This window comes from Flavobacterium sp. P3_A6, assembly GCF_056403035.1.
The window spans coordinates 22684-39348 of the sequence record NZ_JBFUGG010000002.1; the positions used below are offsets into that span (position 1 = coordinate 22684).

Annotated in this window: 16 protein-coding genes; 13 read left to right on the forward strand and 3 right to left on the reverse strand. The window is 33.3% G+C overall.

The features are described from left to right. The first annotated feature begins 11 nt into the window (after positions 1 to 11). From AC1DVP_RS02005 to AC1DVP_RS02015, 3 genes are all read left to right on the forward strand, one after another. Positions 12 to 1250: a CmpA/NrtA family ABC transporter substrate-binding protein gene (locus AC1DVP_RS02005; protein WP_477181887.1), complete on the forward strand. Its 1239-nt coding sequence runs from the start codon at positions 12 to 14 to the stop codon at positions 1248 to 1250. A gap of 101 nt (positions 1251 to 1351) precedes the next feature. Next, positions 1352 to 2239, forward strand: a complete 888-nt coding sequence (gene ntrB, locus AC1DVP_RS02010) for a nitrate ABC transporter permease (RefSeq protein ID WP_477181888.1) — start codon at positions 1352 to 1354, stop codon at positions 2237 to 2239. A 134-nt stretch (positions 2240 to 2373) separates the two neighbouring features. Next, a complete protein-coding gene (locus AC1DVP_RS02015) occupies positions 2374 to 3180 on the forward strand; it encodes an ABC transporter ATP-binding protein (RefSeq protein WP_477181889.1) in 807 nt (268 codons plus the stop codon). Positions 3181 to 3309: 129 nt separating this feature from the next. On the opposite strand, the gene tatA is transcribed toward AC1DVP_RS02015, so the two are convergent. Then, positions 3310 to 3483, reverse strand: a complete 174-nt coding sequence (gene tatA / locus AC1DVP_RS02020) for a twin-arginine translocase TatA/TatE family subunit (RefSeq protein ID WP_100432686.1) — start codon at positions 3481 to 3483, stop codon at positions 3310 to 3312. Between the two features lie 326 nt (positions 3484 to 3809). On the opposite strand from tatA, the gene AC1DVP_RS02025 reads away from it, so the two are divergent. From AC1DVP_RS02025 to AC1DVP_RS02050, 6 genes are all read left to right on the forward strand, one after another. Continuing rightward, complete coding sequence (locus AC1DVP_RS02025) at positions 3810 to 4205, forward strand: peptidase (protein WP_477181890.1); 396 nt, start codon at positions 3810 to 3812, stop codon at positions 4203 to 4205. A gap of 27 nt (positions 4206 to 4232) precedes the next feature. Continuing rightward, complete coding sequence (locus AC1DVP_RS02030; protein WP_477181891.1) at positions 4233 to 5717, forward strand: GH3 auxin-responsive promoter family protein; 1485 nt, start codon at positions 4233 to 4235, stop codon at positions 5715 to 5717. 215 nt (positions 5718 to 5932) lie between these two features. Then, complete coding sequence (locus AC1DVP_RS02035) at positions 5933 to 7612, forward strand: DUF6909 family protein (RefSeq protein WP_477181892.1); 1680 nt, start codon at positions 5933 to 5935, stop codon at positions 7610 to 7612. Positions 7613 to 7621: 9 nt separating this feature from the next. Then, the gene (locus AC1DVP_RS02040; protein WP_477181893.1) at positions 7622 to 8611 is read left to right on the forward strand and encodes a hypothetical protein; all 990 of its coding nucleotides are present in this window, start codon (positions 7622 to 7624) and stop codon (positions 8609 to 8611) included. Between the two features lie 81 nt (positions 8612 to 8692). Further along, the gene (locus AC1DVP_RS02045; RefSeq protein ID WP_477181894.1) at positions 8693 to 9976 is read left to right on the forward strand and encodes an MATE family efflux transporter; all 1284 of its coding nucleotides are present in this window, start codon (positions 8693 to 8695) and stop codon (positions 9974 to 9976) included. Between the two features lie 18 nt (positions 9977 to 9994). Continuing rightward, positions 9995 to 11059 carry a hypothetical protein gene (locus tag AC1DVP_RS02050; RefSeq protein WP_477181895.1) on the forward strand — a complete coding sequence of 355 codons (1065 nt, stop codon included), beginning with the start codon at positions 9995 to 9997 and terminating at the stop codon, positions 11057 to 11059. A gap of 306 nt (positions 11060 to 11365) precedes the next feature. On the opposite strand, the gene AC1DVP_RS02055 is transcribed toward AC1DVP_RS02050, so the two are convergent. Beyond that, positions 11366 to 11419, reverse strand: coding sequence for a hypothetical protein (locus tag AC1DVP_RS02055; protein WP_477182155.1), 54 nt, complete (start codon positions 11417 to 11419; stop codon positions 11366 to 11368). A gap of 16 nt (positions 11420 to 11435) precedes the next feature. On the opposite strand from AC1DVP_RS02055, the gene AC1DVP_RS02060 reads away from it, so the two are divergent. Further along, positions 11436 to 12332, forward strand: a complete 897-nt coding sequence (locus AC1DVP_RS02060) for an O-antigen ligase family protein (RefSeq protein WP_477181896.1) — start codon at positions 11436 to 11438, stop codon at positions 12330 to 12332. Here the strand turns inward: AC1DVP_RS02060 and AC1DVP_RS02065 are convergent. Then, complete coding sequence (locus AC1DVP_RS02065) at positions 12271 to 13377, reverse strand: glycosyltransferase (protein WP_477181897.1); 1107 nt, start codon at positions 13375 to 13377, stop codon at positions 12271 to 12273. The genes AC1DVP_RS02060 and AC1DVP_RS02065 overlap by 62 nt on opposite strands. A 175-nt stretch (positions 13378 to 13552) precedes the next feature. On the opposite strand from AC1DVP_RS02065, the gene AC1DVP_RS02070 reads away from it, so the two are divergent. From AC1DVP_RS02070 to AC1DVP_RS02080, 3 genes are read left to right on the forward strand one after another with little or no spacing between them, the layout of a single operon-like run. Further along, on the forward strand, positions 13553 to 14536 hold the full coding sequence (locus AC1DVP_RS02070; protein WP_477181898.1) for a UDP-glucuronic acid decarboxylase family protein: 984 nt from the start codon (positions 13553 to 13555) through the stop codon (positions 14534 to 14536). Then, positions 14536 to 15888 (forward strand): exopolysaccharide biosynthesis polyprenyl glycosylphosphotransferase, encoded by a 1353-nt coding sequence (locus tag AC1DVP_RS02075; RefSeq protein WP_477181899.1) that lies wholly within the window; start codon positions 14536 to 14538, stop codon positions 15886 to 15888. The genes AC1DVP_RS02070 and AC1DVP_RS02075 overlap by 1 nt, the downstream gene beginning before the upstream one ends. 1 nt (position 15889) lies before the next feature. Continuing rightward, complete coding sequence (locus tag AC1DVP_RS02080; protein ID WP_477181900.1) at positions 15890 to 16660, forward strand: glycosyltransferase family 2 protein; 771 nt, start codon at positions 15890 to 15892, stop codon at positions 16658 to 16660. The last annotated feature ends 5 nt before the right edge of the window (positions 16661 to 16665 follow it).

Sequence of the window (16665 nt, forward strand, 5' to 3'; positions counted from 1 at the left end):
AAACTAATAAAATGATACAAGCTAAAAAACATATAAGTACTCTTTTTGCCTCTTTGATGCTGACAATGTGCGTGGTTTTGTTCTCTTCTTTCAAAACAAATCCAAAACCGCCAGTTGCAAATGATCCAGTTAAATTAGGTTTCATTCCCTTAACAGATTGTTCGCCAATTGTAATGGCCAAAGAATTGGGTTTATTTAAAAAATATGGGGTTGAGGTTATAGTAACCAAAGAAACGTCTTGGGCAAATGTACGCGACAAAATCTTAACAGGAGAATTGGACGGAGCTCATTGCCTTTATACTATGCCATTTTCAGTATACACAGGAGTAGGAGGAAAAGCTGGTTCAGAAATGAAAATCGCAATGATGCTGAACGTAAACGGACAGGCAATTACCTTATCCAATGATTTTTGCGGTAAAGTAGGTTTCAAACAAATGAATAAAGTGACACCGGTTGTGGCTGCAAAATTGAAAGCCGAAAAAGAAGTGACTTTTGCAATGACTTTCCCTGGAGGAACTCATGATTTATGGTTAAGAAACTGGATGTCATTGGCTGGTTTAAATCAAAAAGCGGTAAAAATCATCACTATTCCGCCTCCGCAAATGGTTGCCAACATGAAAGTGGGCAATATGGATGGATACTGTGTAGGTGAGCCTTGGGGAGGTGTAGCCGTAAAACAGGGAATTGGTTTTACTCAAATCGCTTCACAGGATATTTGGAAAGACCACCCGGAAAAAGCATTGGTTGTCAACAAAGAGTTTAGTGAATCACGCCGCGAAGATCTAAAAAAAGTAATGAAAGCGATTATGGAAGCCTGTATTTGGCTTGATAACCCTGCTAACCGCAAAAAAGCTGCCGCCATTATCGGGAAAGCGCCTTATGTAAACGCACCTGCCGATGTTATTGAATCGAGATTAATGGGTGATTATAACTTAGGCTGTAACCAAGGAACAGAAGTATACAGCAACAATTATATGCTTTTTTACAAAGGAGGAACGGTAAACTATCCTCGTAAATCTTACGGAATTTGGGCAATGGCACAGTATGTACGATTTGGCTATTTGAAAGAAGAGCCTAATTATCAAGCGATTGCCGATAAATTAATTCTTCAGGATTTATACGAAGAAGTAGCGAAAAGCATGAAAATTAAAATCCCTACAGATGATATGAAACCGTTCTCGCTTACAATGGATAAAACGGTGTTCAACCCGGCAAATCCATCCGCATATTTAAAAGTGGTAAAAAGATAAATTAAAAAAAGTTCTCAATAATCCTTGTTTTCCCTCTTAGCATGAGGGGAAACAAAGGTTTGAGATTCATAAATACCTATTTAATATTAAATTTCAGCATTATGTCAAATTCAACTACAGCAACAATCGAACAAGATGAGGCAGCAGGAAGCTATTCTCTTCTCAACACTTTTGGTAAAGTAATTAAGAAAAAAAGCCTTAAAAAAGCGTCACGTTATATTATGGAAAAAGCAAAATCAATTGTGTTTGCTTGTATTGGATTGACGATTTTTTGCGGATTTTGGAGTGTATTAAGTTTTTATACCAAAGAAGCGCTTCCGGGGCCAGTGGCTACTTTAAAAGTGCTATATGAAATGTTGAGCGATCCGTTTTATGATTACGGACCAAACGACAAAGGAATCGGACTGCAATTGTTTGTTTCCATCAAAACCGTTTTGACAGGATTTTTATTAGGTTCTTTATTTGCAATTCCTTTCGGAATCTTGATAGGGGCAAGTTCTTTTTTCAAAAAAATATTTTATCCTATCGTACAGTTCTTAAAACCGGTTTCACCTTTGGCTTGGTTTCCTATTGGTTTGGTTGTTTTTAAAGATACAGGTTTAGCAACCATATTCATTGTGTTTATTACTTCTTTGTGGTCTACATTGATTAATACATCTTTTGGGGTGAGCACCATTCCGCAGGATCATAAAAATGTAGCGAAGGCTTTTGGTTTTTCCAAATGGAGGTATTTAACCAAAGTTGTTTTTCCATACACCTTGCCACACATTATTACAGGATTACGTTTGAGTATCAGTGTAGCTTGGTTGGTTATTGTTGCCGGCGAAATGTTATCGGGCGGTGCAGGAATCGGATTTTTTGTATGGGACAGCTGGAATGCACTGAGTTTAGAAAAAGTGATTTCGGCCATCATCATCATCGGATTTGTGGGAATTATTTTTGACGGATTTTTTACAATGATTGAAAACAAAGTATCGTATAAAGCTTAGGAAGACCCTAAGATTCGGAGACTCTAAGTTACTAAGATTTTATAAGTTTTAGTATCTCAAATCTCAGCATCTTAGAAACTCAGAAGCAACAACCATGAACTCACAAAGTCTTAGAAACTTTAAAAAACACACCTATGAGCTATTTAGAAATAAAAGATTTGGAAATTTCTTTTCCAACTCCAAAAGGGAAATATATTGCAGTAAAGGACATTAACCTTTCTATCAAAAAAGGGGAAATCATATCGATCATCGGGCATTCGGGTTGCGGAAAATCAACCATTATGAACGCAATAGGAGGCATGCTAACACCAACAGGCGGATCGGTGGTATTGGACAATAAAAACATAAAAGGCCCGGGACCGGATCGCGGGATTGTTTTTCAAAACTATTCGTTACTGCCTTGGTTGACGGTGGAAAACAATATTTTCCAAGCGGTGGATTCGGTTATGGATTGTTCCAAAGCTGAGAAACACGAAATCGTGATTAAAAACCTCAAAATGGTTAATTTGTTTCAGCATAAAGATAAATTACCGGGACAGCTTTCGGGAGGAATGAAGCAAAGAGTCGCTATTGCGAGAGCATTTGCCATAAATCCGGGAGTATTATTAATGGATGAACCTTTTGGAGCATTGGATGCCTTAACCAAAGGTTCTATGCAGCTCGAAGTTTTGAAATTGTGGAATCTGAATAACAGAGAAAAAACCATCGTGATGATTACGCACGATATCGAAGAAGCATTGTTTTTATCAGACCGAATTGTGGTTTTGCATAACGGCCCTTCTTCGACCATTAGGGAAATTGTAACGGTAAATTTGCCAAGACCAAGAAATAAGATTGAAATCGTTAAAACTCCCGAGTATATTGAGTTAAGGGATCATTTACTGCATCTGTTAACTGATCATTTCTCAATCGAAGATATGGGAGTAACGTATAAAAGTTAGTTAATTTTGTTTGCCCAAAAAAGGTCTTTTTAGTATTGAAAAGACCTTTTTTAAAATAAAAAATTCCAAATTCCGATATTAATATCGGAATTTGGAATTTTTATATTTGAAAGAATTTCTGCGAAAAATTTATTCTTTAGTCTCTTCTTTTTTATCAGCTGGCTGATCTTCTTTGGCCGCGTTTTTAAATTCTTTAATACCGCTTCCTAAACCTTTCATTAATTCTGGAATTTTTTTACCTCCAAAAAGTAATAAAAGAACTCCAATAATCAAAAGTATTTCTGTAACTCCTAATCTTCCCATGATTGAATGATTTATGCCGTAGCAAATTTGTAATTATATAATGGACAAAGGTATATAGAATAAATTTATGAGCATTGATTTTAAACTGTTTTTTGTTTGAGATAGCGTTAAATATTTTATAAAATTGCAGAGTTTGTAATATAACTACTTATAATGGGCTAGTGTTGACAACACTTTTAATTATTATATTTGTGACATAAATACACATCATGCCTAAAAATCGGTTAAAAAGGAAAAAGTTTTGGGACAGATTATTAATCAAAAACAGATTAATAATTTTGAACGAGAATACTTTTGAGGAAATTTTTTCTTTTAAATTGAATATAATGAGCGTTTTCGTTACGCTTACATTAGGAGCTATTTTTCTGATTTCGGCTACAACAATATTGATTGCTTTTACTCCATTGCGGGAATTTATCCCAGGTTATTCCTCTTCTGAATTAAAAAAAAACGCAACCGTTTTAGCATTAAAATCTGATTCGCTTTCTATAGCATTGAAGAAAAACGAAGCTTATATAAAATCGATTCAAAAAGTGCTGAACGGCGATTTGGAATATGCCAAATTCAGCAAAGATTCTATACTTTCAGCTACTGATGAAGCAAAGGAACCAGTAGATTTGACCCCTTCCGAAAATGAAATTGAATTGAGGAAAAGAGTGAATGAGGAAGAAAAATTGGATTCTAAATCTCAAAAAGTAAATTCCAAGCACAAGATAAAATAATTAAATTTCAAAATAATACCCAAAAGAATGTCACTAAAATCGATTGCAGCCAGATTGTTTGCACAAAGAATATATAAAAAGACACAGGCTTGGGCCAATTCTCCGATAGAAACCCAAAAAGCTGTTTTCCAAAATTTAATACAAGCTGCAAAAGAAACGCAATTTGGTAAGGATCATCATTTTGATCAAATAAAAACTTTCGAAGATTTTTCAAAACAAGTTCCTATTCGCGATTACGAAGGCTTAAAACCGTATGTGGACAGAGTTGTGAAAGGGGAAGAAAATATACTTTGGAAAGGTAAACCATTGTATTTTGCCAAGACTTCTGGAACAACTTCGGGAGCCAAATACATTCCGCTGACCAAGGAATCGATGCCGTTTCATATTGAGGCGGCCCGAAATGCAATTTTGCATTATATACACGAAACTAAAAATGCCGATTTTGTAAACGGAAAAATGATTTTCCTGCAGGGAAGCCCTATTCTTGAAGAAAAATACGGAATAAAATTGGGACGTTTGTCTGGGATTGTGGCGCATTTTGTTCCAAAATATTTGCAAAAAAACAGATTGCCTTCGTGGGAAACCAATTGTATAGAAGATTGGGAAACCAAAGTGAACGCTATTGTAGGCGAAACTATAAACGAAGATATGACCGTGATTTCGGGAATTCCGTCATGGGTGCAAATGTATTTTGAAAAACTGCAGCAAAAGGCAGAAAAACCTGTTGGAGATATTTTCAAAAATTTCAATCTGTTTATTTACGGAGGCGTGAATTATGAACCTTACAGGGCCAAATTCGAAAATTTAATAGGCCGAAAAGTGGACAGTATCGAATTGTTTCCAGCATCTGAAGGTTTTTTTGCCTATCAGGATTCGCAAAAAGAAAAGGGAATGTTACTGTTGCTGAATTCAGGTATTTTTTATGAATTTATAAAAAGCGAAGACTTTTATGGAGAAAATCCAAAGCGATATACCATTGGGGAAGTGGAGTTGGGCGTAAACTATGTTTTGATTATTTCAACCAATGCGGGACTTTGGGGTTATAATATTGGAGACACTGTTCAGTTTACTTCATTGAAGCCTTATCGGGTTATTGTTTCGGGTCGTATCAAGCATTATATTTCGGCTTTTGGAGAACATGTAATTGGCAAAGAAGTCGAATGTGCCTTACAGGAAGCTATGGCGGGAACATCTGTAAGAGTAAATGAATTTACAGTGGCGCCACAAATCACGCCTGCCGAAGGACTGCCGTATCACGAATGGTTTATCGAATTTGAAAACGAACCCGAGGATAGCTCCACTTTTACGGAAGCTCTGGACAACGCGATGCGCAAACAGAACATTTATTATGATGATTTGATCGTGGGTCATGTTTTGAAAAAATTAGTCGTGACGAAAGTTTCCAAAAATGGTTTTCAAGAATACATGAAATCGATCGGAAAATTGGGCGGACAGAATAAAATTCCGAGATTATCGAATGACAGGAGTATTGTGGATTTATTGGCTTTATAAAAAAGCAAATAAATTAAAACACCTAATTTTTCTGTTGTAACGGAAAATAAAGTACTTATTTTTCCAATGTAATGGAAAAATTAGGTGTTTTTGATTTAAAAAAGAGAGTAAGCCATGTTGAATGATTTTTAGAAAGAAATTAAAATAGTTACATTTCTATAATATTAATGAAAAGAACAAAATCCTTACATTTGAGGGTTATAAAGAATATAAGGATGAAAGACACCAAAAACATATCCAGATCCAGAGCGCATGAATCATCGGCGGCAATTGAAAAAATGTACATTACGATGCGTCATCTTTTTAATAGAGGATTTTATAAGCCGATGGGAGTTTCAGGAGATACTTTGAGAGAAGCTTTATTGGCTCTAAGACCTGAAATTTATGGAAACATTGCCGAAGAAAAAGTAGAATTAAACGGTCTTTTATATGTTATAGAACGTCTTCCGATAGGAATCGAGGAGTGCCGTTTTATTAATTTGACATCGGATGAAGGGTATTCCAAATCTCATTTTCAAGCCATTGTGCCACCAAAAAGACGACGCAATTGCTACCGTATTGATGAGGAACAAATGAATGTAGAAATTACCAGAGGACGATCGGACATTTACGATATTCTGACGCATTTAACATTTATCTTTATTGAATCCCATAAAATCAAAAACAGGGTTTTACAGGATGAAATTGGAGAAGTTTCCCGTGATTGGACTAAGCTGGAAATAGCGGTTTCCCAAACCAAAAAACTGACTTTGGTAGAAAAGGAAAAAGCGATTTCTCATGCCGCCAACATTCTTGGAAGAACATTCGAGGAGGTTTTGAATATTTATGATGATTTTGGAACAGATACAGCTCCCGACCGTTTTTTGCACGTGATTTATTGGCTGGGAAAATTGGCAATTGAAGAAGTTGCTGATAATCAAAAAAGAACGATTACTTTTAGTCCTGTTTTGAGAGAGCGTTTGGGACATCACATTCACGGTGAAATTTGGGCAAACAATATCAAGGAAGTGCTGAAAGCCAATCAATTGCTGGACAGACCCATTCATGTGATTAGCGCCAATATGCACTCGGTGATGAATTCTATTTTTGCAACGCCGCTTTTAAAATCGAAATTTAAAGACAAATCCGATTTCTTTATTTATGAAGAATTGAGCAAGTCTGGTGCAAATGAAGTCAGAGGCCAAGTGGAATCACTAGCATTGAAACAGGGAATGATCACTTTACCCGATACTTCAGGAACTAACATAGATGTTCAAATTTTTGATACTGCCAAAATAGATTGGTCAAAAACAGCTTTTCCAAAGGCAGCTTTGGCTGAGAAAAAGCCTGTGATTATTGTTATGGATTATGCTTTTGGAGAGCAAGCCTATGAAACAATAGATGAACTCTTAAGGCCTTATAAAAAAGAAACGCTGCTTAGGGTAGAGTCAGTTTCTATTATGGGTAAAGCAGGAATTCTGGAAGGAGGAAAGGGAGATATCATGATTCCGAATGCACATATCAATGAAGGAACGGCGGATAATTATTTCTTCGAAAATGAATTGACTCCCGAAATGTTTGAAGGCAATGACATTGCAATTTATGGAGGACCGATGGTTACTGTTCTTGGAACATCATTGCAAAACAAAGATTTATTAAAGTTCTTTCATGAATCGACTTGGGGAGTTATTGGACTTGAAATGGAAGGGTCTTATTATCAAAAAGCCATTCAGGCAGCATCCAAAATCAGAAAGAGCGTACCACATGATATCAAAGTCAGATATGCGTATTATGCATCGGATAATCCATTAGAAACCGGAAGCACTTTGGCTTCTGGCGGACTTGGGACGACTGGAGTAAAACCGACTTATTTGATTACGATTAAAATTTTGGAACAAATTTTCAATATAAAATAAAAAGGCAGGATGAGTGTAGCAAAAGGAAATAATTCAGAGAATCCGGAAATTGATTTACTAACGGTTTTTAGTAAAATTAGGGATTTCTTCGAGTGGATTAATACTTTGTTGTTTAAAGCAATTCGTTTTTTAGTAAAAAATGTAGTTGTTGTGGTTACATTAGTCATTATTGGAGCTGGAGTCGGTTATTTTTTAGAAAAAGCATATCCTCGCTTTGAGCAAAAAATAATTGTAGAACCAAATTTTAAATMGACGGATTATTTATATTMTAAGATTAATTTTTTGGAGGATAAAATTGCTTTAAAAGACACTTTATTTTTAAAATCCATCGGGATTCAAAAACCGTTGGGAATTGTGTCGATTGCTATTGAGCCTATTGTTGATGTTTATAATTTAATGAATAAGGATGGAAAGAATTTAGAGTTGTTAGAATTCATGGCACAAAATGGTGACATAAAATCCATTGTTAAGGAGACAACGACCAGTAAAAATTATGCACTTCATACAATTATTATAAATACAGCTGAGGTTGTTTCTGCTCAAAATTGTATTGAACCTCTTTTGAAATATTTAAACTCAAGTGCATACTATGAGGCTTATAAAAAAATCAATTTGCAAAACATTCAAAACAAAATAAAAAGCAAGGAAGCTACTATTGCCCAAATAGATGGGATTTTAAACCAGTTTTCGGGACCTTTTGGGAATCATGCAAATAATGAAAAACTGATTTATTATAATGAGAATTTAAATTTAGACGGGATTATTAAAACCAAAGATTCTTTGTCAGCTCAAATAGGGACATTAAAAATAGAGCAATATAATACCGATAAGATAATTAAAGAAAAAGGGATTGTTTTAAATTTAAAAGATCATAAAACGATAAAAAGAAAATTGATCTTTATTTTGCCATTACTTTTTATTGGCCTTTTTGTTTTCTTTAGTTTTTTCAATTCTTTTTATAAAAAACAGTCTTTGAAAGCGAAAGCAAATCTGCAGTAAAGAATAGATTTATTGCAAAAAGCTGGAATATATTATGGGTATGGAGGAGCAAACATGTTAAAAAAAATTCAGGACCGGCTGATGCAAATCAACAAAAATTCCTTTGTTCAACAAAGTTTAATCACTTTAATTCTGAGGGTTTTAGGTGTGATACTATTATTTGGTTTCACAATATTTCTGACCAAGACGTATTCGCCAAAAATTGTTGGACAGTATGATTTTGCTCGTTCTTTTCTATTGGCAGCCAGCAGTATTTGTCTTTTGGGTTTTGATCAGTCTATTTTATATTTTAAAGGGAGATTATTAGGTAAGAATGCTCTTGATCAATTAAAAAGCATTTACATCAAAATGGTTTGGATGCTGTTCGTAACTTCTTTGATCGCATTAATAAGTGTCTTTTTTATTAATCAAAAAACAATAAATAATTACTTTTCTGATCAGGAAGTTTATTCGATATTTTTAAAAGCTGCAACAACCGTATTTTTCTATGGAATATCAATTTTAAACACAGAAGTTTTTAGAGCGTTAGATAAATTATATGTAGCCGAATTGTTTCGGAATGTTATCAAATATATTCCGTTAATTATTGGTGCAATAGTCTTGTTTTATTGGCATGAAGAAAGTTATTTGGTAGATGTTTTTTTGGCTGGATTTGTTTTGCTTTCATTAATCAGTTCTATTTTGGTTTACAATTATTTTAGGAATACTGCCAAAATTATAGCGGTAGAAAACATTTCGCATAAAGAAGTATTTTTAAAATCATATCCAATTGCTATCAGCGGTATGGCAATATTTTTATTGATGTGCTTTGATATTATGTTTTTGAAGAAGTATCGCAATACTGAAACGGTTGCTTTTTATTCTATAGGAGTTAAATTAATGACAATTGTTTCGGTAATAGTTTTAACGATAAACATTACGGTGTCCGCAAAAATTGCAGAATTTTTTGCGAATCAAAAAATGACAGAATTAAGTAAAGCAGTTAGGAATAGTGTCCGGTTAATCTTTGGAATAACATTTCCTGTAATAGTGCTGATGTGTGTTTTTTCAGAATATATTTTATCTCTTTTTGGAACCCAGTACATCGTTGCCAAAGAAGCTTTTTTAATTTTGATTATCGGACAAGGGATTTGTTCTGCATTTGGAACGGCTCCAGTTTATCTAAATATGACAGGAAGATCACATATATTTCAGATTGTTTTAATTACTGCGGTGGTTATTAATTTTGTTTTGAACCGTTTTTTAATTCCAATTTACGGAATGACTGGAGCGGCTATTGCTTTTGTACTGAGTTCTTTTTTCTGGAACTTTGTTTCGGCAATTATTATTTATCGAAAAGATAAAGTAACCGTTTTTTTGCATTAAGCAAAATTAAAGACCAACATGAAAACCCTAATTAAAAAAAGCTCATTAGCATTTTTACTTATTGCGGCAGTCAATTTATTTGTTGCGGTTTTTTCATTTTATATTTTACCGAAAAAGTTTTTTTATGATGCTACCATTATTGTTTTAGATAAAGGCAATGAAATAGGTTTTATTGGGAGTTACCCGCTTACTATTTTATTTTACAAAATAACAGGTTTGAGGTATTTGCCTTACCCAATAATTGGATTGATTCAATTTCCAATTCTAATGTTTGTGCTGCATAAAATAGGAATACCCAATGGCTTCGAGAAATTAAACATAAAAAACGGGATTGTTTATTTGGGGATGTTTATGACAGCCATTTTTATGTCGATGCCCTCCAAAGAATTCATTACCTATTTATTTATTTCTTTGATTGTTTTTTTATTTCTAAACGAAAAAAAATCCTTTCATAAAACGCTTTTGACCGCATTTTTTTTATTGGCTGTTTTTGGAATTTTTTATCGGCCTTACTTTTTTTTGATTCCAATTATTGCTCTAGGAATGTATGGAGCAATTTTAATCAATTTTAGGAATAAGGCTTTTACGGCTATTTTTTATGGTTTATTGGCTGCCATATTTTTGTCGTTAGGTTATGGAATTATCGAAGGGCATTATTTTTCAGAAGTTAGCAGAGAAGTGGTAAATAGCACAAGGATAGGATCTGCAGATGCAAATTCAATGATTATACTACCATTAAAACCAGACACCTGGTATGGTGAAACTATAGGCATATTTTATGGTTTTTTCTCTGTAAATGTACCAATCAACGGATTCAAGCATATTTTATCTCCTCAGATTTTAGTTTTCATAATCTGGCAGCTTTTTTTGTTTTACATTCTTCTAGTACGGTTTTCAAGATGTATTAAATCAAGAAAGGAACATAAAAATGAACTTTGGGCTTTGCTTATTTTGTTTGCTTTTTTTATTGTTCAAGGTGTTTTTGAACCCGATTTAGGATCGGCTGTCCGACATAAAATAGGTGTTTTTCCACTAATTTATTATGCATTATACTATGACCATTTCAGAAAAAAACTTCAATAAAATATTCAATGGTTTTTTAGCTGTATTGGCCATTACCATGATTTTTAGAAAACCATGCACGCTGTTGATTATAGTGTTTGCCGTCTTTAATCTGCTTTTTATAAAAAAAACGAATTATATTAAGCAATCTCTAATTTTAATAGCACTTATTGGCGCTCCTTTATTATTAGAAATTGTGATGTTTTGGAATAATGATTCTTTTTTTAAAGGATTAAAATCATTAGAAAAATATAGTTCTCTTCTTGTTTTCTCTTTATTTGTTTTAGGGAATTATCAGAGAATCAGTTTTTTTAAAATCCTTCGGTTTTACAGTATATCGACAACGATTATCTTATTTTTTTTCTTTTTTAGATTTGTCATTTATTATCCAGAGTTAATGAAAAAATATCTCAACGGAATCGATTTATGGGAAATGGGTTATGCATTTTCCAATAGTATTGGAATTCATGCACCAGCATTAAATATGCATTTGGCCTTTGTTTCGATTTGCAGCCTTTATTTTGTTTTTGAAGGATTTAGAGGAAGCGGCCAAAAGATATTCAGATGGATTAATTGTATTGTTTTTGTGTTTTCTTTTTTCTTTGTTCTTTTTGTAAATACAAGAATGGCATTGTTCAATACATTAATTGGTTTTGTACTGGTCTTTTTTGGAGAAGTATTTCGAAAATATAATTATAAAAAAGTAGTAGGCTTTTTAGCTGTTTTAATTGTGGTTTTAGGAACCGTGCTTTTCTTTTTTGTCCAAAAAAATCCTTATATGAAAGAGAAGTATTCTACTGTAACCTTTGCTTATATGGATAAAGTGGGAAAGCTGGATGAGATCGAGCATCCCGAAGTAAAAGTATTTAATTCTTTGGTAACCCGTGTTTCTATCTGGAAATCGGCTTGGGAATTGTCTTTGCAGCATCTTCCTTTTGGTGTTGGCGCTTCTGATGGAAAGCCAGAATTAGTAAAATATTTTAAACAGACAAATCAGCATTTTTTGGCCAAATATGAATTTCCTACCCATAATCAATTTCTTGATTATTTACTAAAATTTGGAATATTGGGACCAATTGTAATCTTGCTTTATATTGGGACTATTGGCTATTTAGGAATCGATTTAAAAAATGCGATCGTATTTTCTTTCTTTTTCCTTTTTTTGACTTCCAATCTCACCGATGATTTTTTGCTGCGTTTTGACGGCATTGCTTTTAGCGGATTGTGGATGTCTATTTTTGCAGGTTATTGGATGCAGAAAAATAGTGCTGATAAAGAGCTGACAGTGCTTTGAAATTTTTGTTTTTATCAAATAAAGCATAACATCTTTTTAAGGCATTATCACCAAATTCAATTCGGATTTTCTCCTCTTTTAATAGTTCAAAATAGCCATCAAGTTCTTCAATACTGTCAAAAAGAAAACCAGTTTCATTAGGAACAACAATATCTTTATTGCCGATTATATTGGTTGCTAAAACTGGTTTTTTCAAGGCCATTGCCTCCAAAACCGCAATAGGAAGGCCTTCCCAAACAGAAGTCTGAATATAAATATCAATCGAATTGAGTTCTTTTAACACTTCATTTCTGTCCAAAGACCATCCTTTTATTCGAATATTTGGAGCAGTTAGCAAAGAATTTAATTCCCCGTCACCAATCCAGACAAAATTAAAATCTGGAAACCGTAATGCAATTTGATTAAATAAATTTGGGTTTTTTTGAAACGTGATACGTCCAACAATACCAATTGTCAGTTTTGCGTTTTGATGAAATAATTGATGTCGCTGAATTTCCTCAATATTGATGCCATTCCGTATTAAATGAGATTTTCCTATTTTTTGGGCTATTTCATATTCAGTATCTCCGCAGGCAATGGTTACGCCGCCAAAGAGTTTCGGGAAACTTTTTTCGATAGAGCAAAACAGATTTTTGGACAAAGAAGAAATATCTGTTCTCAGAAAAGAATATCCATGTGGCGTATAGAATATTTTTTTTCTTTCAAATAATAAAAAACAAGCAATCCTTCCCAAAACACTTGCTTTCGAAGAATGAAGATGGATAATATCAGGGTTTAGTTTTTTAAGTTCTTTTCTTAACAGAAGAACCGCTTTGAAATCTTGAATAAGAGATATTTCCCGGATCATATCCATTCTTATCAGTGATACTCCTTTTGAGAATTCGGATCCTATTTTTTCAGGATTAATTTCTTTGCGGTTCCCACTATAAATAATGGTTGTAGAAATGTCTTTTCTTATTTGATCTTCTCCAAAATAATCAGACAAATCTTTAAAATAAGTATAAACTCCCCCTCCTAAAGCTTCAATTACATGGACAACTTTCAAATTAATTATTTTTTAATGCTACAAAAATAGGCTAAAGTAGATAAAATATTTCTTATGTTTATTCAAAAAATAGAGGATTATTTATTAATCCTTAATACAGAAAATTAAAAGGTAAAATATTTTACTATATTTGCTTTTACTGCAAAATTTTTGAGGAAAGCAGTATATATAGACTATGAAAAGAATACTCATTACTGGAGCGGCAGGATTTTTAGGTTCTCATTTATGTGACCGCTTTATCAAAGAAGGTTATCATGTAATTGGAATGGATAATCTGATTACTGGAGACCTTAAAAATATTGAGCATTTGTTCAAATTAGAACATTTTGAATTTTATCATCACGATATTACCAAGTTTGTACATGTTCCAGGGAATTTAGATTATATTTTACATTTTGCTTCTCCCGCAAGTCCAATAGATTATTTAAAAATTCCAATTCAGACCTTAAAAGTAGGATCACTTGGAACACATAATCTTTTGGGTTTAGCAAGAGTAAAGAAAGCCAGAATTCTTATTGCTTCCACATCCGAGGTGTATGGGGATCCGTTGGTTCATCCGCAAACAGAGGAATATTATGGAAACGTAAATACCATTGGACCAAGAGGAGTGTATGATGAAGCCAAGCGTTTTCAAGAATCAATTACCATGGCATACCATACTTTTCATAATGTAGAAACTAGAATTGTCCGTATTTTTAATACTTATGGGCCTAGAATGCGTTTGAATGACGGGCGTGTCATTCCCGCTTTTATCGGGCAGGCGATTCGAGGTGAGGATTTGACTATTTTTGGCGACGGAATGCAAACCCGTTCTTTTTGCTATGTTGATGATCAAGTGGAGGGAATTTTCAGATTATTGCATTCGGATTATGTGTATCCTGTAAATATTGGAAATCCAGATGAAATCACAATCAAGGATTTTGCAGAAGAGATTATCAAATTGACTGGCACAAGCCAAAAAGTGGTTTATCATTCATTACCAATAAATGATCCTTTACAGCGCCAGCCAGATACGACCAAGGCAAAAGAATTATTAGGCTGGGAAGCCAAAGTAAATCGTGCCGAAGGAATGAAAATTACTTATGATTATTTCAAATCCTTATCCAAGGAAGAATTATCCAAGGAAGAACACAAGGATTTCTCTAAGTATATCAACTAGTGAAAACCACCACCGGAATATATTCGGGTTATATTAGACCCTTTTCACGCATAATAGATTTGATTATTATCATTTTTTTTACTGCGTACTTTTCGGGTATACCTGTTTTTCAAGATTATTATGCTTTTTTTATCAGCTGTGCTTGGTTTGTTATTGCGGCTAATTTAGGTTTCTACGAAGTCTACCGCTATACCAAAGTGATTGCAATTTTGAATTGTACTTTAAAGCAAGCTGCTACTTATACTGTTTGTTGTTTTGCTATCGCCTATTTTTATCATGAAAGATATAGTCTGACAGCGATATTGCTTTTTACATCAGTATCGATAATAGTGATACTTGGGTTTAAATTGTTTATTTATTTCTTTCTCCGGAAATTCAGAATTTTATTTGGCAGAAATTCCAGAAGGGTAGTTCTTGTAGGAAAGCAGGGAAGTGTAAAGCCTTTGAAATGTTTTTTTGAAGAAAATCCAGATTATGGATACAAATTGATTGAAGCCTTTGATTTGAATCATCAAAAGACGGATTATTTCAAGACAATTTTTTCTTTTATTTTAGACAATAATATTGACGAAATTTACTGTTCTATGCATGATTTATCCAGTAAACAAGTTGAAGAATGTATTTTATTTGCTGACAATAATTTCAAAACGCTTAAATTTATTCCAAACAAAAAGCAATTACTGTCTTTAAATACTGTTTTTGAATATTATGATTATATTCCAGTAATTTCACAACGGAAAATTTCTCTTGATGATTCCCTTCATAAAGGAATCAAACGTATTTTTGATATTGTTTTTTCATTAATAATTATATTAGGTATATTGTCTTGGTTAATTCCTATTTTAGGAATTATTATAAAACTTGATTCCAAAGGGCCGTTGTTTTTTGCGCAAAAAAGAAATGGTTTGAATAATAAGGAATTCAGCTGTTTTAAATTTAKATCAATGGGAATAAATGAATTGGCAGATGTTGAACAGGTTTCTAAAAACGACACTAGAATTACCAGAGTTGGCAAATTTATCCGCAAAACAAGTATTGATGAATTACCGCAATTTTTTAATGTTTTATTTGGAGATATGTCGGTTGTGGGACCAAGACCTCATATGGTAAAACATACCAATATGTATGCAGAGCAGATAGACAAATTTATGGTACGCCATTTAATAAAACCTGGTATAACAGGTTTAGCCCAAACTAAAGGGTTTCGCGGAGAAATTGAAACGGACAAAGATATTATCAATAGAGTGCGGTATGATATTTTTTATATCGAAAAATGGTCTCTATTGCTGGATCTTAAAATCATTTTCAATACTGTTTATAATGCTTTAAAAGGAGATCAAAAAGCCTATTAAAATGGAAACATCTTTAGTATCTATAATAACTCCTTCCTTTAACTCGGATAAATTCATTGCCGAAACTATTCGATCAGTTCTAAATCAAACCCATCAAAATTGGGAAATGATTATTGTTGACGATTGTTCAATAGATACGACTATATCCATTATTGAACAATATGTTATAAATGACAGCAGAATTCGTTTCTTTCAACTGGAAAAGAACTCAGGTGCAGGAATAGCAAGAGAATTGGCTTTGTCAAAAGCAAACGGAGACTATATTTCTTTCTTGGATGCAGATGATCTCTGGAAACCATTAAAACTCGAAAAGCAGCTTCAATTTTTAAAAGAAAATAAAACACCTTTCACATTCTCTTTTTATGATTGTATTGATGAAGAGGGAAATTCATTAAATAAAATGGTAGAAGCTCCAAGAAATTTGTCGTATCGCCAATTGTTTTTTTGTAATTATGTTGGGAATCTTACTGGGATTTATGAGGTGAACTATTTTGGAAAAATAGCTATTTCCTCTACTCGAAAGCGCCAAGATTGGATAGTATGGCTTACTATTTTAAAAAAAATCAGAAAAGCAAAACCTGTTCCCGAAAGTTTGGCTTTTTATCGCATTAGGGATAATTCATTATCGGCTTCTAAGGTTGATTTAGTGAAACATAATTTTGCTGTTTATAGAAGTTTTCATGGTTTTAATTATGTTAGTTCCATGTTTATTATGATTGGATTTTTATTTACTCAATTGCTTATAAAACCACGTTATATAAAGAAAATTTAGTTTAG